The organism is Leifsonia poae (assembly GCF_020009625.1).
Classification (GTDB): domain Bacteria; phylum Actinomycetota; class Actinomycetes; order Actinomycetales; family Microbacteriaceae; genus Leifsonia; species Leifsonia poae_A.
This window is the reverse complement of sequence record NZ_JAIHLP010000002.1, coordinates 1,267,082-1,292,916: the sequence shown is the minus strand read 5'-3', so window position 1 is coordinate 1,292,916 and position 25,835 is coordinate 1,267,082. Positions and strand designations below refer to the sequence as shown.

The 25,835-nt window shown below is 69.5% G+C and carries 22 protein-coding genes; 17 read left to right on the top strand and 5 right to left on the bottom strand.

Annotated elements, in window-relative coordinates; genetic code table 11:
• Positions 1-117 precede the first annotated feature (117 nt).
• Genes K5L49_RS06815 through K5L49_RS06800 form a run of 4 tightly spaced genes read left to right on the top strand, consistent with a single transcriptional unit; the run spans position 118 to position 3,641 of the window.
• A complete protein-coding gene (locus K5L49_RS06815) occupies positions 118-1,407 on the top strand; it encodes a flavin-containing monooxygenase (protein ID WP_223691400.1) in 1,290 nt (429 codons plus the stop codon).
• Complete coding sequence (locus K5L49_RS06810) at positions 1,407-1,844, top strand: RidA family protein (RefSeq protein ID WP_223691398.1); 438 nt, start codon at positions 1,407-1,409, stop codon at positions 1,842-1,844. Before K5L49_RS06815 ends, K5L49_RS06810 begins: the two co-directional genes overlap by 1 nt.
• Positions 1,841-2,512: a DUF1028 domain-containing protein gene (locus K5L49_RS06805; protein WP_223691396.1), complete on the top strand. Its 672-nt coding sequence runs from the start codon at positions 1,841-1,843 to the stop codon at positions 2,510-2,512. Before K5L49_RS06810 ends, K5L49_RS06805 begins: the two co-directional genes overlap by 4 nt.
• The gene (locus tag K5L49_RS06800) at positions 2,505-3,641 is read left to right on the top strand and encodes a M20 family metallopeptidase (protein WP_223691394.1); all 1,137 of its coding nucleotides are present in this window, start codon (positions 2,505-2,507) and stop codon (positions 3,639-3,641) included. Before K5L49_RS06805 ends, K5L49_RS06800 begins: the two co-directional genes overlap by 8 nt.
• A gap of 37 nt (positions 3,642-3,678) precedes the next feature.
• Here K5L49_RS06800 and K5L49_RS06795 read toward each other — a convergent pair whose 3' ends face one another.
• Entirely contained in the window at positions 3,679-4,311 is a 633-nt protein-coding gene (locus K5L49_RS06795; RefSeq protein ID WP_223691392.1) for a TetR/AcrR family transcriptional regulator, read from the bottom strand.
• 101 nt (positions 4,312-4,412) lie between these two features.
• On the opposite strand from K5L49_RS06795, the gene K5L49_RS06790 reads away from it, so the two are divergent.
• The 3 genes from K5L49_RS06790 (at position 4,413) to K5L49_RS06780 (ending at position 7,403) form a co-directional block, all read left to right on the top strand.
• Positions 4,413-6,380, top strand: a complete 1,968-nt coding sequence (locus tag K5L49_RS06790; protein ID WP_223691391.1) for a primary-amine oxidase — start codon at positions 4,413-4,415, stop codon at positions 6,378-6,380.
• 36 nt (positions 6,381-6,416) lie between these two features.
• Positions 6,417-6,935 (top strand): hypothetical protein, encoded by a 519-nt coding sequence (locus K5L49_RS06785; RefSeq protein WP_223691390.1) that lies wholly within the window; start codon positions 6,417-6,419, stop codon positions 6,933-6,935.
• A 123-nt stretch (positions 6,936-7,058) separates the two neighbouring features.
• On the top strand, positions 7,059-7,403 hold the full coding sequence (locus tag K5L49_RS06780; RefSeq protein ID WP_223691389.1) for a LysR family transcriptional regulator: 345 nt from the start codon (positions 7,059-7,061) through the stop codon (positions 7,401-7,403).
• A 97-nt stretch (positions 7,404-7,500) separates the two neighbouring features.
• Here K5L49_RS06780 and K5L49_RS06775 read toward each other — a convergent pair whose 3' ends face one another.
• On the bottom strand, positions 7,501-8,577 hold the full coding sequence (locus K5L49_RS06775; RefSeq protein WP_223691384.1) for a DNA glycosylase AlkZ-like family protein: 1,077 nt from the start codon (positions 8,575-8,577) through the stop codon (positions 7,501-7,503).
• A gap of 365 nt (positions 8,578-8,942) precedes the next feature.
• Here K5L49_RS06775 and K5L49_RS06770 point away from each other — a divergent pair, with 365 nt between their 5' ends.
• Positions 8,943-9,200 (top strand): hypothetical protein, encoded by a 258-nt coding sequence (locus tag K5L49_RS06770; protein ID WP_308116527.1) that lies wholly within the window; start codon positions 8,943-8,945, stop codon positions 9,198-9,200.
• 44 nt (positions 9,201-9,244) lie between these two features.
• On the opposite strand, the gene K5L49_RS06765 is transcribed toward K5L49_RS06770, so the two are convergent.
• Positions 9,245-9,895, bottom strand: coding sequence for a GNAT family N-acetyltransferase (locus tag K5L49_RS06765; protein ID WP_223691382.1), 651 nt, complete (start codon positions 9,893-9,895; stop codon positions 9,245-9,247).
• Positions 9,896-9,993: 98 nt separating this feature from the next.
• Entirely contained in the window at positions 9,994-12,648 is a 2,655-nt protein-coding gene (locus K5L49_RS06760; RefSeq protein ID WP_223691380.1) for a LuxR C-terminal-related transcriptional regulator, read from the bottom strand.
• 204 nt (positions 12,649-12,852) lie between these two features.
• Between K5L49_RS06760 and K5L49_RS06755 the strand changes: the two genes are divergently transcribed.
• Positions 12,853-16,761, top strand: a complete 3,909-nt coding sequence (locus tag K5L49_RS06755) for a beta strand repeat-containing protein (RefSeq protein ID WP_223691378.1) — start codon at positions 12,853-12,855, stop codon at positions 16,759-16,761.
• A gap of 23 nt (positions 16,762-16,784) precedes the next feature.
• A complete protein-coding gene (locus tag K5L49_RS06750) occupies positions 16,785-17,324 on the top strand; it encodes a flavin reductase family protein (RefSeq protein ID WP_223691377.1) in 540 nt (179 codons plus the stop codon).
• A 71-nt stretch (positions 17,325-17,395) separates the two neighbouring features.
• Here the strand turns inward: K5L49_RS06750 and K5L49_RS06745 are convergent, their stop codons facing one another.
• Positions 17,396-18,181, bottom strand: coding sequence for an SDR family NAD(P)-dependent oxidoreductase (locus K5L49_RS06745; RefSeq protein WP_223691376.1), 786 nt, complete (start codon positions 18,179-18,181; stop codon positions 17,396-17,398).
• A 114-nt stretch (positions 18,182-18,295) separates the two neighbouring features.
• Here K5L49_RS06745 and K5L49_RS06740 point away from each other — a divergent pair, with 114 nt between their 5' ends.
• From K5L49_RS06740 to K5L49_RS06710, 7 genes are all read left to right on the top strand, one after another.
• The gene (locus tag K5L49_RS06740; protein WP_223691375.1) at positions 18,296-18,925 is read left to right on the top strand and encodes a TetR/AcrR family transcriptional regulator; all 630 of its coding nucleotides are present in this window, start codon (positions 18,296-18,298) and stop codon (positions 18,923-18,925) included.
• Positions 18,926-19,064: 139 nt separating this feature from the next.
• Entirely contained in the window at positions 19,065-20,117 is a 1,053-nt protein-coding gene (locus K5L49_RS06735) for a LacI family DNA-binding transcriptional regulator (protein ID WP_223691374.1), read from the top strand.
• Positions 20,114-21,064 carry a carbohydrate ABC transporter permease gene (locus K5L49_RS06730; protein ID WP_223691373.1) on the top strand — a complete coding sequence of 317 codons (951 nt, stop codon included), beginning with the start codon at positions 20,114-20,116 and terminating at the stop codon, positions 21,062-21,064. Before K5L49_RS06735 ends, K5L49_RS06730 begins: the two co-directional genes overlap by 4 nt.
• The gene (locus K5L49_RS06725) at positions 21,061-21,897 is read left to right on the top strand and encodes a carbohydrate ABC transporter permease (RefSeq protein WP_223691372.1); all 837 of its coding nucleotides are present in this window, start codon (positions 21,061-21,063) and stop codon (positions 21,895-21,897) included. The genes K5L49_RS06730 and K5L49_RS06725 overlap by 4 nt, the downstream gene beginning before the upstream one ends.
• 101 nt (positions 21,898-21,998) lie before the next feature.
• On the top strand, positions 21,999-23,273 hold the full coding sequence (locus tag K5L49_RS06720; protein WP_223691370.1) for an ABC transporter substrate-binding protein: 1,275 nt from the start codon (positions 21,999-22,001) through the stop codon (positions 23,271-23,273).
• 37 nt (positions 23,274-23,310) lie between these two features.
• Positions 23,311-24,474, top strand: coding sequence for an ADP-ribosylglycohydrolase family protein (locus K5L49_RS06715; protein ID WP_223691369.1), 1,164 nt, complete (start codon positions 23,311-23,313; stop codon positions 24,472-24,474).
• Positions 24,471-25,814 carry an ADP-ribosylglycohydrolase family protein gene (locus K5L49_RS06710; RefSeq protein WP_223691367.1) on the top strand — a complete coding sequence of 448 codons (1,344 nt, stop codon included), beginning with the start codon at positions 24,471-24,473 and terminating at the stop codon, positions 25,812-25,814. Before K5L49_RS06715 ends, K5L49_RS06710 begins: the two co-directional genes overlap by 4 nt.
• The last annotated feature ends 21 nt before the right edge of the window (positions 25,815-25,835 follow it).

Below are 25,835 nucleotides of genomic sequence, written 5' to 3'. Positions count from 1 at the left end.
CCCGCGCACAAGGCATCACTTCTATTGATCCAATTCGGCGATTCTCATTGTTTTACAGATTCGACCGCTCCTGCTGACAATGGCTGGACCGCTCAACGATCAGCGAAGGAGATCAGCATGTCGAGCCAGGAGATCCAGGAGATCGAGGTCGTCGTCGTCGGCGGTGGCCAGGCCGGTGTGGCGATGAGCGATCATCTGACCGACCGCGGCATCCCGCACCTCGTCCTCGAGAAGGGCCGGATCGCCGAAGGCTGGCGAACAGGGCGCTGGGATTCGCTCGTCGCCAACGGCCCGGCGTGGCACGACCGCTTCCCCAAGCTGGAGTTCGAGACGGTCGGCGCCGACGAGTTCGCACCGAAAGACGACGTCGCCGACTACTTCGTCGCGTACACGAAACTCATCGACGCGCCCATCCGCACCGGTGTGGAGGTCACCCGCGTCGTCCGAAACGCCGACCGGCCGGGGTTCACCGTCGAAACCTCAGACGGTGCGTTCCAGGCGCGCTACGTCGTCGCGGCCACCGGGCCGTTCCAAGTCCCCGTCATCCCCGCGGTCATCCCAGACGGCTCGTGGCCCACCCAGCTGCACTCCAGTGACTACCGCAATCCTGCGCAATTGCCGCAGGGTGGCGTGCTGGTCGTCGGCGCCGGCTCGTCCGGCGTGCAGATCGCCGACGAGCTGCGCCGCTCGGGCCGCGAGGTCTACCTGTCGGTCGGCCCGCACGACCGGCCGCCGCGTCGTTACCGGGGCCGCGACTTCGTCTGGTGGCTCGGTGTGCTCGGCAAGTGGGACCTGTCGACCCCTCCCCAGGGTGCCGAGCATGTCACCATCGCCGTGAGCGGTGCGGACGGCGGCCACACGGTCGACTTCCGCGAGCTCGCCGCCGGCGGGATCACCCTGGTCGGCCGGACCACCGCGTACAGCGACGGGCGGATGCGGTTCGCACCAGACGTCGCCCGCAACGTCGCCGCTGGCGACGACAACCTCTTCGCCCTCCTCGACGAGGCGGACGCCTACGTCGCCCGCAACGGCCTCGACCTCCCCGAGGAGCCTGAGGCGCGCCTGGTGGGCGCCGATCCGGCGAGCCTGACCGACCCGATCCTCGAACTCGACCTCCAGGCGGCCGGGATCACCACGATCGTGTGGGCGACGGGCTTCCGCACCGACTACAGCTGGCTGCAGGTGGATGCGTTCGACGAGAACGGCAGGCCGGTGCACCAGCGCGGCGTCTCAACCGAGCCTGGCGTCTACTTCCTCGGCCTGCCCTGGCAGTCGCGCCGCGGCTCCAGCTTCATCTGGGGTGTCTGGCACGACGCCGGCCACATCGCCGACCAGATCCAGATTCAGCGGGGCTATCTCGCGTACGACCAGCAGGCCGCGCTCGCGGCAGAAGGAGCAGTTGTCTGATGCCGACGCACACCAGGATCCGGCCGTTCAACACCAAAGAGACATACCCGGAGCAGAACCTCGACAACGATCTCTGCCAGGCCGTCGTCGCGAACGGGGTCGTCTACCTGCGCGGCCAGATCGGCCAGGACCTGGAGACCCGTGAGTCCGTCGGCATCGGCGACGTGGAGGCGCAGGCTGAGAAGGCGATGGCGAACATCGCGATGCTGCTGGAGGAGGCGGGTTCGAACGTCGAGGACATCGTCAAGGTCGTGATCTACCTCGTCGACCCGCGGTATCGCGAGACGGTCTACCGCGTCGTCGGCCGCTGGCTGAAAGGCGTCTTCCCCGTCTCCACAGGCATCGTCGTCTCGGCGCTCGCCCGGCCGGAGTGGCTGGTGGAGATCGACGCGACAGCTGTCATCAGCACGGACGCGGCGGGGGAGGGGCGACGATGACCTTCTCCATCCTCGCCGTCGACGACACCGGCGCCATCGGCTCTGCCATCTGCTCCTCATCGCCGGCAGTCGCCGCGCGCTGCGTCAACCTCGCGGAGGGTATCGGCGGGGCGCACTCGCAGAACGTCACCGATCCCCGGCTCGGTCCGCAGCTCCTCGCCGGGTTGCGCGACGGACGGCCGGTGGCGGAGGTGCTTGCGTGGGTCGTGGACTCCACGCCGGACATCGACTACCGGCAGCTGTTGGTGATCGACCGCGCAGGCCGCTCCGCCATCCACTCGGGGTCGCATGTGCTCGGCGAGCACGGCCACGCGCAGTCGGCGCACGCCGTCGCGGCGGGCAACCTGCTCGCCAGGGCAGACCTCCCGCAGCTCATGGTGGACGCGTTCGAGGCGGCGGATGGCGACCTGGAGGTGAGACTGCTGTCCGCATTGAAGGCCGCCGTCGCCGCCGGAGGCGAGGAGGGGCCCGTCCGCTCGGCCGGCGTCGCGGTCGTGCGCGACGCCGGCTGGCGGGTCACCGACCTCCGCGTCGACTGGGCCGACCATCCCGTCGAGCTGCTGGACGAGATCCTCGTCGAGACTTGGCTGCCGCAGCGCGACGCGTACGTGGCACGCGGGCTCACCCCTGCCGGGGCGCCGAGCTACGGTGTGCGGGGCGATGAGTGAGGCGGCGCTGAAGCGGCGCGTGCGCGAGCAGGTCGACGCGGAGCTGCCGCGCTTGATCGCCCTCTCCGAGGCGCTTCACGCCGACCCGGAGACCGCCTGGAACGAGCACCGCGCCAGCGCCCGACTCTGCGATGAGCTCGAATCCCGTGGTTTCGCGGTGACGCCCGCCTATCTCGGGCTGGAGACCGCGTTCCTCGCGACGGCTGGCACCGGTGCGGTGCGCATCGGAATCTGCGCCGAGTACGACGCGCTCCCCGGGCTCGGTCACGCCTGCGGTCACAACCTCATCGCCGCCATCGCCGTCGGCGTCGCCGCCGCGCTCGCGCCGCTCGCCGACGAGCTCGGTATCACGGTTGAGGTGTACGGCACCCCGGCCGAAGAGGGCGGTGGCGGAAAGATCGAGCTGCTCGACCGCGGAGCCTTCGCCGGCCTCGACCTGGCCGTCATGGCGCATCCGGGGCCGGTGGACGTCGCGGAGGCGCGGCCATTCGCCGTTGCACACTCGCACGTGCAGTACGACGGCAAAGCGGCCCACGCCGGCGCGTACCCGGAGCAGGGCGTCAACGCCAACGACGCGTTCGTCGTGGCGCAGGTCGCCATCGGCCTCCTGCGCCAGCAGCTGCCGCACTCGGCGCGCGTCCACGGCATCCAGACCGTCGGCGGCCAGGCGCCCAACGCCATTCCGAACCGCACGGAGGGCCGCTGGTACGTGCGCGCCGAGACCCTGGCGGAACTGGAGCACATCGAGCAGAGGGTGAACCGCTGCTTCGAAGCGGGCGCGCTCGCCTCGGGGACCACGCTCACCAACACGCCGGAGAGCAAACGGTACTCCGAGTTCCGCACCGACGAGCGGGCGCTCGGCCACTACCGCGCGAACGCCACCGCGCTGGGGAGGGTGTTCGACACCTCTGGCACCGGGACGATGAACCGGGCGTCGACCGATATGGGCAATGTCTCGCAGATCGTCCCGGCCATCCACCCGTATGTCGGCGTCGGCAGCCTGCCCGCGACCAACCACCAGCCGGAGTTCGCCGCGGCATGCGTCGGGCCGGTGGCGGAGAAAGCGCTGCGGGATGCCGCCGTGGCGCTCGCACAGACCGTGGTGGACGTCGTGCGGGCGGCGTCCTGAGCGCCACCCGCACCACGTGCGACGTGCTCGGACCCGCTCAGCTGGTCCAGGTGCGAAGGGTGGACGCAGCGGGGGAGGCCGTGTCGGCGAGCCACGGGGCGACCGCGGTGGCGAAGGACCGCCTGGCTTGGCTGGGATCGTCGTCGACGGACTCGGCCGCCCAGATGACCTGTTCTCCGGCGTAGACGGAGTCGAGCAGGCGCACCAGTGGCTCGAGTGGGGTTCCGGAGACGAGATCACCGTCGGTCACGGCCTCGGCCAGCGCGGTTCGGGTGCGGTCGGTGAACTCCCGCGGCCGGCCGAATGCTGAGCGGGTGTCGGCGTCTGGCAGCACCTGACCCCAGAAGGCGACGACGACCCGCGCCTCCTCGCGGGTGACATCGGTGGTGGGGAGGATCTCCTCGGCGATCGCGAGGAGCGCGGCGAGCCCGCGCAGCTCGCCCGATCGCTCCTGGATGCGCGCGAGCGTACGCTCGACCCCCCGCCTGGCTGCGGCCTCCGCGATCTGTTCGACGGAGTCGAAGTAGTGCCAGAGGGTGCCGGGCACGACCCCGAGCTCGGCCGCGACCGACCGTCCGTGCGTGCCGGCGACCCCGGAACGCGCAAGCACGCGCAAGTAGGCCTCGACGATGTCGCGGCGGCGCTGGTCGTGGTCGACGATCTTCGGCACGCTCCCCATCTTGCCCGACGATTTCGTTTTCGCTCTTCCACCCTCGTGATTTTGACGCTAAAGTCAATAATAATCGGGAGTACCGACAAAGGAGTTCTGGAATGTCCCTGACGATTCCCACCACGACGACCATCCACCCGCTCGCCGCGCTCACGGGCGCCGAGATCGACCGTGCCCGCGAGGTCCTCACCGCGGCCGGCCTGGTCACCGAGCACACGCGGTTCACCTACGTGTTGCTGCACGAGCCCCACAAGCGCGACGTGCTCGATCCCGAGCGTGCCGCCAGGCTGCACCGCCACGTGGAGGCGCTGCTGCTCGACTTCTCCTCCGGCGCGGTCACGCAGGTCGTCACGGACGTGACGGACGGCGTCGTCGTCAGTGCCCGAGAACTGGACCGGGTGACCGAGGGAACCGCCCCGGTGCTCGATGAGGAGTTCGCGCTCGTCGACGAGATCGTCAAGGCCGACGCAGGCTGGGTTGCGGCGCTCGCCACGCGCGGCATCCACGACATCACGAAGGTGCGCACCTGCCCTCTCACCGCCGGCCACTTCGACTACGACGACGAGGAGGGTCGCAGGATGTTCCGTGTGCTCGCCTTCTACCAGGCCGACGAGGCCGACCTCCCGTGGGCGCACCCGATCGACGGCGTGGTCGCTCACGTCGACACGCTCTCGCGCTCGGTGATCCGCCTGGTCGAGACGCCGGTCGACACTGTTCCGATGGAGTCAGGCGACTACCTCGACCCGGAGATCACCGGCCCGCTGCGCACATCATTGAAGCCCATCTCCATCACCCAGCCGGAGGGCGTCAGCTTCACATACGACGACGGCGTGCTGCGCTGGGAGAACTGGGACCTGCGCGTCGGCTTCAATGGCCGTGAGGGAGTGACGCTTCACGACGTGGCATTCAGCTACCAGCAGGAACGCCGGCCGATCCTGTACAGGGCATCCATCTCGGAGATGGTCGTCAACTACGCCGACCCCACACCGATCCACGGTTGGCAGAACTACTACGACGCCGGCGAGTACCAGTTCGGCCGACTCGCGAACTCCCTCGAGCTTGGCTGCGACTGCCTGGGCGAGATCTTCTACCTCGATGCCGTGGTGGCCGACGACTTCGGCCGTCCGCGCACGATCGCCAACGCGATCTGCATCCACGAGGAGGACTACGGGATTCTCTGGAAGCACACCGACGAGTTCACCCACACCTCGGAGGCGCGCCGCCAGCGCCGACTGGTCGTGTCGTTCTTCACGACGGTCGGAAACTACGACTACGGGTTCTACTTCTACTTCTACCTGGACGGGACCTTCGAGGTGGAGGCCAAAGCCACCGGGGTCGTCTTCACCGGCGCCCACGACGGCGGAGACGACCCGTACTCCACCCCGCTCGCGCCGGGTCTCGGCGCGCCTGTGCACCAGCACATGTTCTGTGCGCGCCTCGACATGACCGTCGACGGCGTCGAGAACGCGGTGGACGAGATCGACGTCACCCGCGTGCCCATCTCGGAGGCGAATCCGTGGGGGAGCGCCATCGGCCGCACGATCACCAGGCTCGGGACCGAATCCGGAGCGGTGCGCGACGCCGACGGTCGGGTCGGCCGCGTCTGGAGCATCAGCAGTGCCTCGCGCACCAACCGGGTCGGGCGTCCCACCAGCTACGTGCTGCACCCGGAGTCCGGACCGGCACTGTTCAGTGCGGAGGGGGCGCACCAGCGCAAACGCGCCGGCTTCGCCGCTCACCACTTGTGGGTGACGAAGTACGAGCCGTCGGAGCTGTGGGCAGCCGGCTACGCGGTCAACCTGCACCCTGGCGGCGCCGGGCTGCCGGCGTACATCGCGCAGGACCGCCCGATCGACGGGGAGGACATCGTCGTGTGGCACACCTTCGGGCTGACGCACTTCCCTCGGCTGGAGGACTGGCCGATCATGCCGGTCGACTACGCGGGCTTCTCTCTGAAGCCGTACGGCTTCTTCGACCGCAACCCCACTCTGGACGTTCCGCGGTCGGCATCGGCGTGCCCCGCATCCACTGCTGCGTCGTGCGGCGCCGACTGCCAGTGCGGCAGCTGAACCACCCCGCGCGCTGAAGACGAGGGAGGCTCGGAGATGGCGTTCGACATCGGCGCACTCGGCGCCTCCACGCTGTCGGCATGCTGCCTGCTCGGCTCGGCGCGCCCCTGGCGGGTGTGGTCGGCCGCGGCGCTGATGGTGCTCGCCATGCTCGGCTGCGTGCTGGCGTCGGTCGCGCCCGGCGTCGGCATGATCGCTATCGCGCTGTCGCTGGCTTCGGCCGCGTTCGCGCTGCACCGGCGGGCGGGACGCGTCTCGCCGATGAGTCTCCATCGCGCCCTCGGCGGCGTGACGATGGCGGCGCTCGTCGCTCACTCGCTGAGCATGAGGACACCACAGCCAGGGGTCGCGCACGCCCACCATGGCGTCTCGCTGATCGCGATCGTGGTGGCGTTCGTCGCCGGATTCCTCGCGTACAGCGCCTGGCTCCTGGTCGCGATGTCGAGGGCAGACGCAGGTACTCCCGTTCAGCCAGGCCGACGTCGTCGCAGGATGCTCGCGATCGGCGAGGTCTCTGGGATGGTCGCGGGCGTGCTCCTGATGTCGATGATGTAGCGGTCGAGGACGCCCAGGGGTGAGGGCATCACGGTAGGCTGAAGCCTTTGCGGGGCTGTCGCTCACCGCTCGATTATTCGCCGAGCCTCGGACAGCCCAGCTCATGATCGAAGAAGGGCGTCTGTGAACATCACCCTGCTTGTTCGGTTCGTCGCCGTCGCCGAGGAGTTGCATTTTCCGCGTGCAGCCCAGGGACTCGGCATCTCTCTCTCCGCGCTCTACTCGTCGATTGCGAAGCTCGAAGATGAGGTGGGGTCACCGCTCTTCGTCCGAAACAGCGCGAGGACCCAGCTGACCGAGGCCGGGGTGCTCTTTCTGGCCACGGCACGGGAGGAGATCGCCGCGGCACCCCCTGTGGAGAAACCCGTCAGTCCCGCCGGCGGCAAAGCCAAAGCCTCGAAAGGCAAGGGTCGCGCGCCGGCCGTGAAGGGGCAGCCGAAGCCGTTCAAGAAGCGTCAGGGCCGCTAACCCTTACGCGTCATTCGTGTTCCGGCAGTTGAGCGGCCACGAGGAGGCCGCGGGCCACGCCGAGCAGCACGGTGGCTTTGCCCCGCATCCCTCAGTTTCACCACTCGGGCACGTCGACGCCCAGCCACCGGCCGAGGTCCGCGATCTCCGCGTTGACGATGTCGTGCTCGACCTCGTCGAAGGGCACGAACTCGTGAACCGCGGTGACCGTCAGTTCTTCGCGCTCGCTGTCGACCTCGGCGTCGAGCATGCCCATGAATCGGTCGCCCATCAGGATCGGATGGGCGAAGTACCCGAACGTCCGTTGCGGCTTCGGCTTGAACTGTTCGAGCACATACTCGAACTCGAAGAGTTCGCGCAGTCGGGGACGATCGAAGAGCATCCCGTCATACGGGCTGAGGAATGCGACCCGGCCGCCCTCATCGTTCTCGAGCGCGGTGAGCGCCTGGGGGTCGACGCGATACTTCTGCCGCATCCCTTCGACGGTCGCCGGCTCGCCAGCATCCCCGACCGGAGTCCACGGTGATCGCTGTTTAGCGATACCGGCCGCCTGGAGCCTTCGCTCGTTCAGCAACCGTTCTGCCTCGTCGGCCTCGTACTCTGGCAGATCGTGCGGATACACGCGCTCGGCCAGATCCCACCGACGATGGCGTCCATCGCGCCCGACGATGGCGACCTTCCCTTGGCGCTGGAGGAAGTCGAGCATGTGCGCGACCTGGTTGGGCCCCGACCAGCCATCCGGCGGCCGGGCCACGTCGGCGGTGTCGGGGATCTCGCTGGCCAGGAGCGGCCCTTCGGCCCGTAGCCGCGCAAGGACCTCGATTCGGAAACGGTCGTTCGCCTCCAGCCACTGCCTGCTGCTTTCCCTGCGCGGCCAGCGCCGCATAGCCGGCAACATCAACGGCAGCAGGCTCACGGGACGGAAAGCTCCGTCGAACTCGAACAGCAGCCGGTCCGACTCGACGGCCTTCGGCAGCTGCCCCCTGTCGTACGTCGAGCCGATCCGCGACCACAGGATGGTGTGCTCCGCCGGCGCGATCGTGGCCGTCGGGTCGATCTTGATGGCCCCGAGCTGCTCAGCGATCCCGACGACATCGTCGGGGCGGCGCGCGTCCAGGAGTTGTGCCTGCACCGCGATGAGTCGGGCCTGGTCGCGGGTGAGCTGGTGCGTCATGACGTCTCCGCCCTGGCGGCGCGCTGAGACTCGTCGACGAACGCAGCGTCCGCGGCCCACCGCGGTCGAAGCGGCACCCGATCTCGGATCGTCCTCCCCACGCGTCATAGCGTATGACGCTCGCCCCCGGATCGACGGATCCGACATGAACCGTCTGACATGACATGGCGTGAACACACAATGGGAACGCGTCGCGGCTATGATCCGCCGCCACCCCCCCACAATGCGGGTACGCGGTGCGCGACGCATTCGCAGTACCGTCGGGCCATGTCCCCACGTCGTGAGAGAGCGCCGGCGCACACGGCGCGGTGGTTTCGCTGTGTCTGACGGGTGGAGTGGTGCCGGGTCGTCGGCGCGGCGGGAGTATGAGCGGCGTCGGGCCGTTCGGGGTCTGGGTGATCGATGCGAAGCGATACAAGGGGCGACCACGGCTCCAGGTCGAAGGCGGCTTGCTGCGGCCTCGGGTGGAGAAGCTGGTCGTGCGAGGTCGGGATCAGACAAAGCTGGTCGATGGGGTGCTCAAACAGGTCGGATTGGTGCAGCCGGTCGTCGCCGACGTGGAGGTTCGTGGCGACGTCGACGGCGCGGCCGCGGCGCTGGCCGCGCGATTCATTCCGTCGTAAGACGGAGGTCGTGCAAGTGATTCGCGCGGCGCGGCCTCAGTGCGTCAGGTCCGTCCCACGCTGCGCCCAGAGGAACGCGCGACGGTGTGCCCGGCGGCGCTCGAATGCGAGCCCGCCGATACCACCGGGTCGGTGCGCAGAAAGGTGACCTGGCCGGCCGACTCCGCTTCGGCGTGGAAGCCGAGGCGTTGTGCCAGCGACCTCGAACGCAGGTTCTGCTTGTCGATGACGGCGGAAACCCAGTGGGCGTGAACGGTGTCGAAGGCGAACTCGAGGAGGGCGGCGACGGCTTCGGTGGCGTAGCCGCGGCCCCGGTAGTCGGCGAGTTGGAGCCAGCCGGCCTCGACGCCCCGGGTGTCGGGGGCTGCGTCGCGGAGGTGCATGGAGACGTCGCCGATCACGGCGCCATCGAGTTCCATCGCCAAGACGAGGAAGTCGTCGACGTGGGCAACGGTGGTGTGGTGGGTGCGGTCCCGCAGATGTTCGAGCGCCTGGTGCGCATCCCGGTGCGGCCAGTGCAGACTCGAGGCGATCGTCGGGTCCTTCTCGATGCGCAGCCAGGAACGCGCATCCGTCATGCAGTAGGGGCGGAGGAGCAGTCGGGGCGTTTCGATGACCGGCGCCGTGACGGGAACGTCGAGACGCGCCCGGAACAACGTTCCGACGCTGTGACGCATCGTCTGGAGCACCCTCATCGCACAAGTGTCGACCCGGGGGACCGGGCGCCGGCTAGCAACGACCTATGCTCCTGCTGAGTCCGCACGCCCACGGCTCTGAATTCTCGAGGGTGCGCTCAGGGTCGGGACGAATCGTCAGAACGTGACGTCGTCTGCCCGGTCAGGCCGCCCATCGCCTCCAGTTCGCGGCGGAGGTCGTCGCGGCCTGAGGCGCCGAGCTTGCGGTAGATGTTCGCCAGGTGGTTGTCCACAGTGCGGGCGGAGAGGCCGAGACGGGCGGCGATCTCCTTGCTGCGCTCCCGTCCGGCCGCGGCCGAGGCGATCGCCCACTCGCGATCGGAGAGGGCGCTCTCGGCGGGGTCGGGGTCACGGGGTGCCCATCCGCTCAGTCCGGAACCGAGTGCGCTCGCCCGCAGCGAGGCCCGGCGGGCGAGAGCGTGGTCGCCGGTCTGGCCGGCGGCTCTGGCCGCCTGACGGGCGGCGGCGGCGGCCGCGGCCCGCAGCCCGACACGCGAGAGCTGGTCTGCCGCGTCGAGCAGTGGGGTGGCTTCACCGACCGCAGACGCTTCGGCGTGGGCGACGAGAGCTGCGACGAGGGCGCCGTCGGCCAGGGCGCCGATGCGGCGCAGCCGGTCGAGCACCGCATCCGCTCGCCCCAGCTGTACGGCGACGGATGCACTAAGTGCGGCGAAAGCGAAGTAGCGGGAGTCGATGCCGTGGTCGACGGCCGCACTGAGCACGGCGACGGCCGCAGCCTCGTCGCCGGAGCGGATGTGCAGCCACGCCTCCGCTTCGGCGACCTGCAGCTCGGTGACGACGTAGGCGCGGGCGTCCGCGTCGATGGTGGCGAGGATATCGACCGCGCGTCCCCGGTCGCCGAGCTGGGCGGCCGCTGTCGCGCGCAGGGCGGTGGCCGCACCTCGGGCGCCGAGGAAGTCGCGCCAGGTCAGCTGCTCCTCGGCCGCCGTCGCGAACTCCAGCGCTTCGGCCGTTGCACCGCTGTGCAGGGTGAACAGCGCGATTCCGTAGTTCCACATCCCGACGGACTCTTCGAAGAACTCGCCGCGTTTGCGCCTCGCGAGCTCGATCGCGTCGTCGACACCGTTCTGCAACGCCACGACGAAGAAGTCGGCGAAGTCGAGAAGCTCGACGCCGTGACGGATGACCGAGCGGGCCGCCTCCGCGTGGGGTCGGCCGGCCGTGATCGCGGCACGGGCGGTAACGATGTCGCCCGCGACCGCCGCCGCGATCATGCGGTACAGATCGGCGTTGAAGGTGGTCACCGGGTCGGCCGGCTCGGCCGAAATCGCGTCGGGCTGGCCGGTCGGATCCGGGTCGGCCTCGGGCGGCTCGCCGGCCATGAGCCGCCACTTGGCCAGGTTGGCGGCGAGGTACGCACGCGCGGGTGACTCGGCCATCGACGAGATGGCGGCGGCCCCCATTGCGACGGCGTCCCTTGGGCGTTGCCGCTGTACGGCGAGATGGAATCCGTGCCGGGTGGCGGCGTTCGCCCGGTCATCGTCGGTCTGGGCGGCCCGCTCCGCCTCGACGAATGCGGCGTCGGCGTCTTCGGGGAGGCCCGAGACGGCGAGCGCGTCCGCGCGAACGAGAAGCGCCTCGAACAGGGGCGGCTCGCCGAGTGCTGCGGCGCGGTCGAGGGAGCGGGCGGTGAGCCGCAGGGCGAGCGCGTGGTCGTCGACCGTGTGCGCGTACGAGGCGGCCCAGGCGAGCTCGGCCGGCGGCGGCGGCGCGGTGGTCTCGGCAAGCAGGCACAGTGCCTGAAAGCGGTGGTCGGCCCGGTCGCTGAGCAGCAACCGGCGGGCCGCGTCGATCCGGCGGTCATCCCGCTGCTGGTCGGTCATGAGCTCGATGAGCGTTTCCGCGAACAGCGGGTGGGCGAGGAACAGCTCGCCGTCGGCGGCGCGGGCGATCAGGCCGGCCCGGTCGAGCTGTTCGACGAGACCGGATTCGGTCAGGAGCCGCGGCGGGAACGGTTCGGCGACGGCGATCAGCTCGGCGACCGTGCGCTCCTCGGCGGCCAGCCCCCGGAAACGTTGCGCAATGGTGTCGCGCAGGCGTTCGGGCAGCGTCGTGGCGTCCACAATGAGTCCGACCCGGCCGCGCGTGACCGTTCCGCTGCGGGCGACGGCGAGCACGAGTTCGCGCAGGAAGAGCGGATTGCCACCGGCGCGCTCGACGATGGAGCGCAGGCTCTGCGGTTCGACCGCATCCTCGAGCGCGATCTGCACGAGTCGCCTGGCCACCGGAACGCGGAGCCCGTCGAGCTCGGTGGTCTCGACGAATCCCTCGTCGTGCAACCGGTGCAGCGGGCCGGTGAGGGGATGCTCGGTGCGCGCCGTCATGACGCAGCTGACCCCGTACACCCGCACCAGCTGGAAGATCGTCGAGGCCGTGATGTCGTCGAGGAGTGGACCGTCGTCGACCACGAGAACCTGCTTGGCTCCGGCGGAGGCGACCAGGGCGAACAGGCGTTGCAGCCGGTCGGCCGCCGACTCGGTGACGGGTGCGTCGGTGTGTGCAAGCAGGGGAGCCATCGCACCGAGCGGAACATCTCGGAGCTCCGGCATTCCGACGATGGGGAGGATGGTGTGGCCGGTCGCCTCGAGCCGGGCGGCGACGGACGCCGTGAGCGTCGATTTGCCGATGCCGCTCGGCCCGCACACCAGCTGCACCCGGGCGCGCCGAGACGTGACACGGTCGACGAGTCGGTCACGAATGGACTCGTCGACGATGATCGGCCATTCCAGCACGGGTCACCACCTGAAGAGCGCGGCGCGGGGTTCGGCTCGGGCGAGACCGACGCGGCAGATCAGTCTCTCATTGCGGGGGCCGGTCTCGCATCCCCTCATTGTGGGCGTCGTGACGGCGCCGGGTAATTCTTACTCAGTGCGGAGCCGCGCGCGCTCGGAAATGCTTGTCGTGCCCACTCTGCCTGCAAGGATGTGACCCCGTTGATGATGCGACTCCGTTCTGCCCGCCCGCACTCCGCCCGCCCGAGCTCTGGCCGCCGTCGGGGCTTCGTGCGTGGGGGAGGTCTGCTCGCAGCGGCCATCGTGCTCGTCGTGACAGGCCAGTTCGTGGCACCGGCGGCCCTCGCCGCCGGAACCGCAACGATCGGCGGAACTGTGACGGATGCGAGCACCGGGCTCCCGATCGCCGGTGTCGTCGTCGATGTCTGCGCCCAGTCCTCCGGGCAGTGCTCTGACGATGTGGCGACCGCGACCGATGGCACGTACTCGTTCAGCGGGCTCGACGCCGATCGATACACCGTGTCGTTCACGCCTGATCCGGCCGGCTCGTACATCCCCACCACGACCAGCCGGTTCACGCTCGCCGCCGGTGGGTCCGTCGTGAAGAACGTCGCCCTGGCGACAGGCGGCTCGATCAGCGGCCGGGTGACCGATGCCGACGGCGCCCCGATCGTGGGCGTGAACGTCGTGCGCATCGAGAGCTTCGACGAGAGCCGCTTCTTCGGCTGGTTCGAGACGGATGCCGACGGTCGCTACCGGGTGACCGCCCTGCCGGCCGGGAGCTACCAGGTGGCATTCGCCTCGTCCGGATTTCTCAAAGAGACCTGGAACGACGTGCTCGGGTTCGGCGGCGGCACGGCGGTCATGGTCGCCGCGGGAGCCGACACTTCCGGCATCGACGCGGTGCTGGCCAGGTCTGCCTCGATCTCGGGCGTCGTCCGGGCGGGCGACGGCAGCCCCGTCTCCGGTGTGATGTACGGCTGGTGTCAGAGCGCGGGATGTACGATCAGCGGCACGACGGACGGCTCGGGTGCGTACACCCTCCCCGATCTCGCCGCCGGCACGTACTCGTTGACATTCGATTCGGGCGCGCCCTTCGCCTCGAGGACCCGGGTCGACGGGGTCGTCGTGTCGACCGGGCAGGATCTCACCGGACAGGATGTCACCCTGCTGGCGGCCGCAACGCTCTCCGGCACGCTGACGGGCCCCTCGGGCCCGCTGGTCGACTCGATGGTCGCGCTGTTCCACGCCGCGCCGGCCGGCGGGTTCGTGTCGTCGGTGCAGACGGATTCGGCGGGCCACTACACGTTCACCCAGCTCGACCCCGGTGCGTACACGGTGCAGTTCCAGGGTCCGGCCGGCAGCGGCCTGACCTCCCAGTGGTGGTCGGATGCGCCGTCGCTGGGCATGTCCAGCGCGATCACGCTCGGCTCGGGTGACGCCCGGTCCGGCGTCGACGCGACGCTGGGCACCGGTGTCTGGCTCTTCGGAACCGTGACCGGCTCGGATGCGCCGACGGTCGGGCTGGGCGGGGTGACGGTCAACGCATTCCGGAGCGTCGGCGGGGTGGACACCGCGGTCGGCTCGACCGTGACGGATTCGCTCGGGCGGTATCGCGTGCCCGGGCTCGGCACCGGTTCGTACAAGCTGCAGTTCGTCCCCTCGTCCGGGGCGCCGTATCTCGCGACGTGGTGGAGCAGCAGTGCGACGCAAGCGGGAGCGTTGACGGTCTCCATCACCTCGGGGGTCGCCGCCAACCCGACCGATGCCCGGCTCTCCCGCGCCGGCTCGATCGCCGGAACGCTGACCGGCGCCGACGATGGTGCTGTCGTCGCCGGCGCGACGGTCACCGTCTACTCCTTCACCCTGGCGGCGACCGTCGCCACGACGGTGACGGACGGGTCGGGCGCATACTCGGTGGGACAGCTCGCTGCCGGCCAGTACGGGCTGCGGTTCGACCCGCCGAGCGGCAGCGCCTACGGCACGCAGTGGTACACGGCGGCTGCCGCGATGAAGGACGCCGACAGGATCACGCTCACCGCGGGCCAGGCGCTCACCGGTCGCAACGTCACGCTGGGCCGCTGGCTCACGGCGACGCCGACGCCGACCATCTCCGGCGTCGCCGGTGTCGGCGAGACGCTGACGGCGGCTGCGGGCGACTGGCTGCCGGCGCCGGTCGATCTGGGCTATCAGTGGTACCGGGGGAGCACGGCGATCGGCGGCGCGACCGGTCAGACCTACACGATCGTGGCGGCGGATCTCGGAGCGAAGCTCACGGTCCGCGTCACGGGAACGAAACCCGGCTACAACCCGGTGACGACCGTGAGCGCGGCCACGGCGACCGTGCAGTCCAGCCTCACCACAGCCGTACCGACGATCACGGGGACCGCCGCCTTCGGGTCGACTCTCACGGCGGTTCCCGGCACGTGGGGCCCGGCACCGGTCACCTTCAGCTACCAATGGAAGCGGGACGGCGTCGCGATCGCGGGCTCCGCTGGAACCGGTGCCGGTTACACGCTCGTGGCCGCCGACCTCGGGACGAGCCTCACCGTCGCCGTGACCGGGAAGAAGACCTCCTATGCGAGCGCGACCGTCACGAGCGCACCGACCGCATCCGTCACCCCCGGTGTGCTGACCTCGATCGCGGCACCCGTGATCGCGGGAACCGCCGAGGTGGGTCAGACACTCACCGCGACCGACGGAACCTGGTCGCCGTCGACCGGGCTCGTCCTGCTGCGGCAGTGGAGCCGTGACGGCGTTCCGATCCCGGATGCGACGGCGGCGAGCTACGTTCTCGTCGGCGACGATGCCGGTTCTCGGATCACGGTGGTCGTGACCGCGACGACGACCCTGTACGCTGCGACCTCCGGCGTCAGCGCTCCGACGGCGCTGGTCACCGGAGGAACCCTGATCTCGGCCGTGCCGACCATCTCCGGTCTGCCGAACGTCGGCCACACCCTCACGGCCTCGCCGGGGGTCTGGACTCCATCGACAGTGTTCTCCTACCAATGGGCGCGGAACGGCGTGGACATCGCAGGCGCGACAGCGGCGAGTTACGTCGTGACGGGTGATGACGCGGGGGCGGCGATCACGGTTTCCGTGACCGGGTCGAAGGCCGGCTTCACCACGGTGACCGTCGCGAGTCCGCCGACCGGCATCGTCACGGGCGGGTCGCTGACCGCAGACGTGCCGGTCATCCTGGGCCCGGCGGTCGTCGGCGGGATGCTGCTGGCGGTGCCGGGGGCCTGGGGTCCGTCCCCCGTCGCGCTGGCCTACCATTGGGCGCGCAACGGCACTCCGATTGCGGGTGCGACGATGCCGACCTACCTGCTGACGGCCGCGGATGCGGGCGGCACCATCACGGTGGGCGTCACGGGATCGCGGCCCGGCTATGACGACGTCACGACCACGAGCCTGCCCACCGCCCTCGTGAACGGAGGAGTGCTCGGAACGCAGACGCCGACCGTCTCCGGTCGGGCCACGGTCGGCGCCGTCCTCACGGCGACCGTTGCCGCCTGGTCGCCGGCACCGGTCGCGCTGACCTTCCAGTGGCTCCGAGACGGTGTGCCGATCGGCGGGGCGACGGCGTCGCAGTACATCGTCGCCGGCGTCGATCGCGGCGCGCGGCTCAGCGTCGCGGTCACCGGGGACAAGCCCGGCTTCGGCACGGTGACGGCGACCAGCGCGGCCGGCGACACCGTCACAGAGCCGCCGCATCCGGTGCTCGGCTCGTCGACGTTCCCGGCCGGCGCGACGGTCGCGGTGGCCGGCGGCGGATTCACGGCCGGGGAGACGGTCGAGATCTGGATGCACTCCGACCCGGTTCTGCTGGCGACGGTCACCGCGGCAGCAGACGGATCCTTCCGCACCCAGATCACCGTTCCGGCGCAGCTCGCCGTCGGGGCGCACCGGTTGGAGTTGCGCGGCGCCGACTCCGGTTCGGTCTGGGCCGATGTGACCGTGACCGCGGCGGCGAATGCGGCGCCCGCATCCGGGGGTGGACTCGCCGATACCGGAAGCAGACCGGCGCCGTGGGTGGGGCTGGCACTGCTCGTGATACTGGGAGGCGTGGCCGTCGTTGTGTCGGCTCGCACGCGGCGCATGCCCGGCTGACCGGGGCGGCATAGGGTGGCAGCATGCAAGCGGATGCTTCGCGGCGAACGCAGCGGGTGATCCCCGGAGCCGGCCCCACCGAGGAGGATCGCCGGCTCTACTCGGCCCTCGGCGCCAACGCGGCGAAGGGGGTCGCGGTGGTCACCGCGCACCACGGGGTTTGGGACAACGCTGTGACCGTCACCGACTACCTGTCGGTCTCGTACGATCCGCCCACCCTGCTCGTGAGTCTCTATTCGCTGTCGCGAATGGCCGAAACAGTGGCTGAGGCCGGGAGGTGGGGATTGAGCGTGCTCGCCGCCGACCAGGGCGCGGTCGCGGATGCGCTCGGCGAGCAGGGCAGCCCGTTGGTCGGCCTGCTCGGCCAGATTCCGCATTTCCGCCGTGACCCGGATGGTCCGGCGCTGATCGACGGCGCGCTCGCCTGGTTCGAGCTGCGCACGGCCAACACGGTGGAGGCAGCCACGCACACGCTCGTGGTCGGCGAGGTCGTGGCGATGGGCACCGCGTCGAGCCCGCTCGCGCGGCCGCTCATCCGGTTCCGCTCCGAGTACCTGCGCTGACGTCCGCTCGCCCGAAGAGGGGATGCGGGCGCGCCCGGCGACGCGAATCGCCGGGCGCGTCGGAGTGTGTTCTAGAAGTGGGTGCCGCCGTCGATGCGCACCTCGGTGCCGGTGATGAAGGCGCCGTCGTCGCTGGCGAGCATGGCGACCACGGAGGCGACCGCTTCCGGGCCCGCGAAGCCCTGGCCGATGGCCGGGGCAAGCTTCATGAAGAGGGACATATCGGCGTCGGCGGGGAGGCCGGGGCCGACGCTCTGCTTGCTCTGGCCGGAGCCGTCGGTCATACCCGAGGAGATGGAGCCGGGCTGCACGGCCGTGAAACGGATGCCCTGTTTGGCGTACTCGGTGGCGAGGGCGTGGGTCATCGACTGCACTCCGCCCTTACTGGCGGCATAGGCGGCCATGTACGGGTGGGCGAACGTGGCGGAGGTGGAGCTGAAGTTGACGACAGCGGCACCGTTGCCTTCGAGAAGCGCGGGGATCGCCTCGCGGATCACGAGGAAAGTGCCGACGAGGTTGACGCGGATCACCTGCTCGAACTGGTCGAGCGTGGTCTCATGGGTGTGCGAGGAGCGCAGGATCCCGGCGGCGTTGACGAGGGAGTCGAGGCCGCCCAGGGTGGCGACCGCGGAGGCGACGCCTTCGCGAACCGAGGTCTCGTCGGCGATGTTCATGGTGACGGTGCTGAGGCGCCCGGTGGCGTCGCCGGCCTTGGTGACGGTGTCGGCGAGGCCGGCTTCGCTCACGTCGGCGGCGACGACGGTGCCGCCTTCGGCGAGCATGCGCAGCACGGTGGCCTGTCCGATGCCGGATCCGCCGCCGGTGACGAGCACACGGCGTCCTTCATAGCGGTTCATGGGTGTTCGACCTTTCCAATCGGGAATCTGGTCTACACACTACGCCTTAGTGGCACAGAATGCCATTGTGTCGATTCGCGCATCCGCGAGGCTCAGGGCGTACGATTCTCAGCGATGGAGACAAAGGCCCGCACGCTCACGGAGCGCCGCAAGGCGGCAACGCAACTCGACATCGCGCAGGCCGCCGCCGAGCTGTTCACCGAGCTCGGCCCGGATGCGGTCACGACCGAAGCCATCGCCCAGCGCGCCGGTGTTGCGCTGCGCACCTTCTACCGGTATTTCCGCAGCAAGGAGGATGCGGTCGCGCCGCTGCTGTCGGTGGGTGCAGAGGGCTGGCGCGCTCTGCTGGCCGCCGCCGACCCCGACGCCGCTCCGGTCGACGCGATCTCAGCCGCGATCCACGGCTCCCTTCTCGTTGTAGACGAGTCCGGGGCCGGCGGGCTGCTCCTGATCCGGGGTCTGCTCCGTGCGGCCCAGACCGATTCGGCGCTCCGCGGCGTCTGGTTCCGGGTCAACGGCGAGTCCGAGGATCTGCTGCGCGTCGTAGTGGGGGAGCGGGCCGAGCCGGATGCGGCACCGGCGACGACTGCACTGGTCGCCGCGGCGGCGACGGCGGCCATCCGAATTGCGCTGGAGGTTTGGGCGCTGACGGACGACCCGCCGGTCGGGCCGGCGGCACCGGCAGAGCTCGCCGTCGCGGCCTTCCGCGCGTTGGCGGCGGGTCTTCCGATCTCGGGACGCTGAGTCACCGAGGGCGTCTTCCGCTCGCCGTTGACATCCCGCCCGGTTGCAACTAACGTACTCCCGCCCTCAAACACCCGAATTTGGAAACGTTTCCAAAACTGGATACGTTTCCACCCTTTCTCGACGAGGAGAAGGACCCATGACCCGAAGCGCGTCAGCCAAGCCGACGCTCCACCAAGTCGCCCAGACGGCGGGCGTCTCGCTGGCCTCCGCCTCCCGCGCCCTCACCGGGAACTCGGCGAGCGTCGAGATGGTCCGCAAGGTCAAGAAGGCGGCGAAGAGCCTCGGCTACCTGCCCGACGCGACCGCGCGCTCGCTGCGGCTCGGCGGCACACGCCAGGTCGTCTTCGCGGTGGACGACATCGGCAACCCGAACTACGTCGAGATGCTGCGCTCCATCGAACGCGAATTCGGCAGCCACGGGCCCCGGCTGAGCATCGTCGCGACCGGCCGTGACCCCGAGCAGACGACCGAACTCGTGCACAGTCTCAACGTCGGCGTGGGCGACGGTCTCATCATCTCGCCGATCCGTGTGACGCCGAATCTGCGGCGCGCCATCGTGGATGCGGTGGTGCCGGTCGTCGTGATCGGCTCACTGCACCGGAACGTCGACATCGACAGCGTGCGCATCGACTCCTCTGTCGCGGTCGGCTACGCCGTGGAGCATCTCGTCGCCATCGGACGGCGCCGCATCGCCTTCATCAACGGCCCGCTCGACACCAACCCCGGTGCCGCGCGGCGTCGGGGGTTCGTCGACGCGATGACCCGACTCGGCGTCGACGTGCACCCGGACCTGCAGGTGGCTGCCGACGACTTCACCGTGTCGGCGGGGCGCGCTGCGGCGGTCGAGCTCTTCGAGCGGCTGGCGGCGACGGAGACGCCGCTCGACGCTGTCGTCGCGGGCAACGACCTCATCGGTGTCGGGACGATCAGCGCCGCGATCGGCCGGGGTCTGCGGGTGCCGGAGGACATCGCCATCACCGGTATCGACGACACCGAGATCGCCTCGGTCTACAACCCGCGGCTGACGAGCGTCTCGCTGCAATCGGGTGAGCGCGGACGTCTGGCCGCCCGGCTGCTCCTCGACCGGTTCGATGACCCGGCCTGTGAGCCGCGCTCGATCGAGGTGGTCCCCGAACTGATCGTTCGCGAGTCAACCGTGTCGTCGCCGGTCATCGGGATGCGCTCGTGACGGCCGTCCGTGAGCTCCAGCCCGGCGAGAAGACGCCGAAGGCCTCGAACCGCGCCGGCACGCGGTCGGCGCTTGCGACGCGTCAGCGCAACGAGGCGGTGGCGCTGGCGTTCCCCGCGCTCATCCCCGTCATCGTGCTGAGCGTCGTGCCGCTGCTGATCGGGGTGTCGTTGGCGTTCACCAACTCGCAGCTGATCAGTCAGAGCGCGCCCGACTTCGTGGGCGTGGACAACTTCGTGCGGCTGCTGAAGAACGGCGCGTTCTGGAACGCGTTCGGCATCGGGGCCATCTGGTCGGTGTCGGTGACGCTGCTGCAGTTCCTGGGCGGGCTCGCACTCGCGCTCCTGCTGAACACGGATCTGCGGTTCCGGGGCATCGCGAGACTGCTGGCGATCATCCCCTGGGCGATGCCCCCGGTCGTCGTCGCGATCATGTGGCAGATGATCTACTCGCCGACGAACGGTCCGCTCGACTGGTTCATCACCAGCCTCGGCGGACCTCGGGTCAACTGGCTGGGCGATTTCTCGCTCGCGCTGCCCGCGGTGATCCTCGTCGGGGTCTGGGCCGGCATGCCGCAGAACACGATCAGCTACCTGGCCGGTCTGCAGCAGGTGCCCGGCGAGCTGCTCGAGGCGGCGCGGGTCGACGGGGCCGGAGCATGGTCGCGGTTCATCCATGTGACGCTGCCCGCCCTGCGACCGATCATCGTCTCGATCGTGTCGCTGAGCTTCATCTGGAACTTCAACTCGTTCGGCATCATCTACGTGATGACCGCTGGCGGGCCGGGCGGCAAAACCCTGCTGCCGATGCTGTTCGTCTACATCGAGGCGTTCCGCAACGGCAACACCGGGATGGCGGCCGCGATGACCGATGTCATCGTGATCTTCCTGCTGCTGGTGCTCTCGCTCTTCCTGTTCCGCCGCTTCAGGAAGGGGGCGGACGCGTGAAAACCCGACGGACCGTCATCCGCACTCTGCAGTACATTGCCCTTGCCGGGTTCCTGCTGTTCCTCGGCTTCCCCTTCCTGTGGTTGATCTCGACCGCGTTCAAGTCGCCGAGCGAACTGAACTCGCTCACCGTCAACCTGGTGCCCCTGCGGCCGACCCTCGACAACTTCACCGCAGCGTTCGACGCGCAAGGGCTCGTGCGGGCGGCGTGGAACAGCATCTTCGTCTCGGTCGTGACGACGGTCGTCGTCGTCGTGATCTCGGTGCCGGGCGCCTACGTGCTCGCCCGCTATCGGGGCAAGATCCGGGCGATGGGCGCGGGCTGGATCCTGGTGAGCCAGATCGTGCCGGTTGCTCTGTTCATCCTTCCCCTGTTCTTCATTCTGCGGACGATCGGACTGATCGACTCGCTCGGCGGCCTGATCCTCGTCTACGTCGTCTACACGCTCCCGTTCTCGCTCTGGATGTTGCAGGGCTACGTGGCCGCGATCCCCGTCGACGTCGAAGAGGCCGGGGCGACGGACGGCGCGACGAAGCTGCAGGTGATGACACGCATCGTGTTCCCGCTGCTGCGCCCCGGGCTCGTCGCGACCGCGATCTTCACCTTCGTCGCCGCATACAACGAGTTCTTCTTCGCCCTCGTGCTGCTGCAATCGCCGGACAACTTCACCCTGTCGGTGGCGCTCAGCACCTTCTCGAACGGCGAGGGCCTCTCCGAGATCGGGCCCCTCGCCGCCGGGGCGCTCATCGCGAGCATCCCGAGCGTGATCTTCTTCGCCATCCTCCAGCGTCGCCTGACAGGAGGACTCCTCGCCGGGGCCGTCAAAGGCTGACGCCCCGCACGCACCGCCCGCACTGCACGCACCACCCGCAGTACTCGCATTACCCGCACTACTACTCCACAGCACCGACCCGAACCGAAAGGACCGAAGTGATGAAGCTTCGCCACACGATCACCGCCACTGCCGCGGCCGTCGCCCTGCTCTCCCTGAGCGCGTGCTCCAGCCCGTCCAGCTCGCCGAGCGAGGGCGGCACGACCACGCTCACCTACCAGTACTTCAACAACCAGCCGGCCGCGATCGCGGCGACGAAATCCATCGTCGCCGACTGGAACACGGCCAACCCGAACGTGCACGTGAACCTCGTGCAGGCTCCGGCCGACAACCTGCAGGACAAGCTCACCACGCAGTTCTCCGGCGGTGTCGCCCCCGACATCATCCAGAACGACGCACCCAGCGACATCCTGCCGTTCGCCGGCTACCTGGCCGATCTGAGCAAGCTTCTCCCGGCCGAGACCGTGAGCGACATCGACGCAGGCGCCAAGAAGTCGCTCACCGTCGGCGGCAAGCTCATCGCGACACCGACCGAGGTGCAGACCTACGTGGTGTTCGCGAACAAGAAGCTCCTCGAGCAGGACGGCGTGACGATCCCCACGGGCGACACCATGACCTGGGACACCTTCGAGAAGCTCGCGCAGCAGACGACCAAAGACGGTGTGCACGGTCTGACCTGGGGTCTGAAGAGCCCGACCTCCGTGTTCGCCTACCTCGGCACCGGTTTCGGCGCGAAGTACTTCACCGGTGAGGGGAGCGACGCGAAAGCCGTGTTCGGCGATGCCGAGAAGCAGGTTCCCGAGCGCGTCGAGGCCCTCATCAAAGGCGGATACGTCGACCCGACCGGAGTGACGCAGTCCAGCTCGGATGTGCTGGCCACCTTCTACGGCGGCAAGGCAGCGATGACCGTCGCCGGCTCGTACCAGATCGCGAACATCGAGTCCGAGGTTCCGGCCGGCTTCGACTGGATGGTGCTCCCGGCGCTCGAAGGAAGCACGAGCGCCTCGCAACTCGCCGCCCCCATCACCCTGTCGGTGAACGCCAAGTCGAAGAACGTCAAGGCAGCCGCGGAGTTCGTGAACTTCTACATGAAGGGCGACAACCTCGCCAAGATCAACCTCGCCGACGGACAGGTTCCGCCGACCGCCTCGGGTCTCGCCGCGCTCTCGAAGCTGACCGCCGACAAGAACGGTTGGCCGCAGATCCTGGCCTCGGGCAAGAACCTGGTGAACCCCGCCTTCAACAGCCTGACGAAGTACAACAACTGGAAGACGACGATCGCCACCCCGGGTTACCAGCAGTTCCTGGCCGGGCAGATCACCTCCGACCAGCTGGGCAAGCAGCTCGTCGACGGCTGGACCGGGATCAACCAGTAGCAGCGCACGGCCGAGCGGGACGACGAAAGTGAGTGACATGAACTGGCTGCGCGAACGCACAGCAGCGGTACTGGCCGGATCGGCCATCGGGGACGCCCTCGGTGGTGCGGCCGAAGGGTTCAGCGCCGAGGCGATCAAGGAGCGCTACGGCGGTCGGATCACGGGCATCGTGCCGCCGTACCACGCCGACTGGCAGACCGCCCGACCGGTGAGCCCGTACCACAAGGGCGATGGGCACATCACGGATGACACCCTGATGACCCAGGCCCTCATCCAGGTGTATGCGAAGCACCGCGACCATCTGGATGCCTTCGCGATCGCCGAGACGCTCGTTCCGCTCCTGCAGACCGAGGTGCGCTGGGTTCCCGAGCTGGAGCGGGAGTCGATCCTGCTCCAGCGGGTGTTCCTCGCCGAGAAGTGGCTCGTCATGCGCCTGCAGTACGGTCACGCGGACCCCCGGGAGGCCGGTGTCGGCAATGTGATCAACTGCGGTGCTGCGATGTACATGGCGCCGGTCGGCATCGTGAACGCCGGCAATCCGCGCCGTGCGTACACCGAGGCGATCGACATCGCCGGTGCGCACCAGGCGAGCTACGGGCGGGAGGCGGCCGGCATCTTCGCGGCCGCCGTGGCCGAGTCGGTGGCGCCGGGCGCCACCGTCTCCTCGGTGATCGACGCCGCGCTGCGCTATGCGCACGACGGGTCGAAAGCGGCGGTGGAAGCGGTGGTCACCGCAGCCCGGGCCCTGCCCGAAACGGCGACCGACGACGAGATCGGGGCCGCGCTCCGGGAGGCGATCCGCCCGTTCGACACGGTCGGCGACGCCTATCGCGAGCCCAATATGGATGCGCGACTCCCATCGCGGACCAAGTCGATCGAGGAGCTGCCGATCGCGCTCGGACTGCTCGTCGCCTATGACGGCGATCTGCGCGCGTCCATCCTGGCGGCCGTGAACTACGGCCGCGACTCGGATTCCATCGCGAGCATGGTCGGCTCCCTGGCCGGCGGCCTCGGCGGCTGGGATGCGGTGGCGACCGAGTGGCTCGACGTGATCGCCGAGGCGAGTCGGATCGATTTCGGGGTGTACGCGGACCGTCTCGCCGATGTCGCGGAAGAGATCCTGCAGGCCGACGTCGACCGGGCACGGCTCGACATCGCGCTCATCGAGGGGCTCGGCGCGGCGACGGGGGCGCGCGGATGAGGCTCACCTGGGCGCAGCCGGAGGATCTGGTTCCGCACGAGCTGGTGCAGTCCCGTGCGGAAGGGCGCGACGTCACGGCCATCGCCGCCGAGTGGGCGGCGGCCGGAGGGACGACCGTCCCGCCGCGCGGCGGGGCATCCCCTGAGCGAGCCCCGGAGGAACTGCGCGCGCTTGCGCGGACGTTGCTCGACCGCCTCGACGCGCTTCCGGGAGCACCCGCGTCCTCTTCCACCTGGGAAGACGTGCAACGCCTGCTGCCCGAGCCGGTCGAATTGCCGAGACCCGGCGCCGACCTGGACGATCGCATCCATGCTGCCTGGCTCGGGCGCGCAGCGGCCTGTCTGCTCGGCAAGCCCGTGGAGAAGACCCCTCGCGAGGGTATCGAGGCCATCCTCCGCTCCACCGGACGCTGGCCGCTCACCGACTACTTCACCGCCCAGGGGCTCGCGCCGGAGGTCGCTGAGGCCTGGCCGTGGAACAAGGCGTCGGCGCCGACCTCTCTCGTCGAGAACATCGACGGGATGCCGGAGGACGACGACCTCAACTACCCGATCCTGGGTCTGCTGCTCGTGGAGACGAAGGGCCGAGGGTTCACCACCGACGACGTCGCCCAGCTGTGGCTGACCAGCCTGCCCGCCGGTCGCGTGTTCACGGCGGAGCGCATCGCCTACCGCAACCTCCTCGACGGCAACGAGCCCGACGTGTGCGCGAGCATCCGCAACCCGTTCCGGGAGTGGATCGGGGCGCTCATCCGGGGCGATGTCTACGGCTGGGTCAACCCGGGCGACCTCCGCGAGGCGGCCAGGATGGCCTGGGTCGACGCTCGCCTCAGCCACACCGGCAACGGTGTCTGGGGTGAGCTGTGGGCGGCGGCGCTGACCTCGGCTGCGCTCGTCTGCGACACGGTCGACGAGGTGCTCGACGCCGCCCTGTCGGTCGTGCCCGACGGCAGCGACCTGGCCCGTGCCGTGCGGCACGGCGCCGCGATCGGACGGGCCGGGCTGACGCTCGAGGAAGAACTGGACGACCTCCACCGCGAGTTCGGCGACCTGCACTGGGTGCACACGGTCAACAACGCCGCTGTGATCGCCTACGCGCTCGCCAAGAGCGGCGGAGATTTCGATGTCGCGGCCCCGGCCGCCGTGCTGCCCGGCTGGGACACCGACTCGGCCGGCGCCACCGTCGGCTCGGTGATCGGAGCGCTCCGCGGCCGCGCAGGTGTCCCGGACCGTTGGACGGCGCCGCTGCGCAACCGAATCGCGACGAGTCTGCCGGGAATGAACGGTGTCGCGATAGACGATCTCGCCGCCCGCACCTCCGCGCTCGCCCGCCGCTCGTGAGGCCGGGAGTGTCCCACTCCG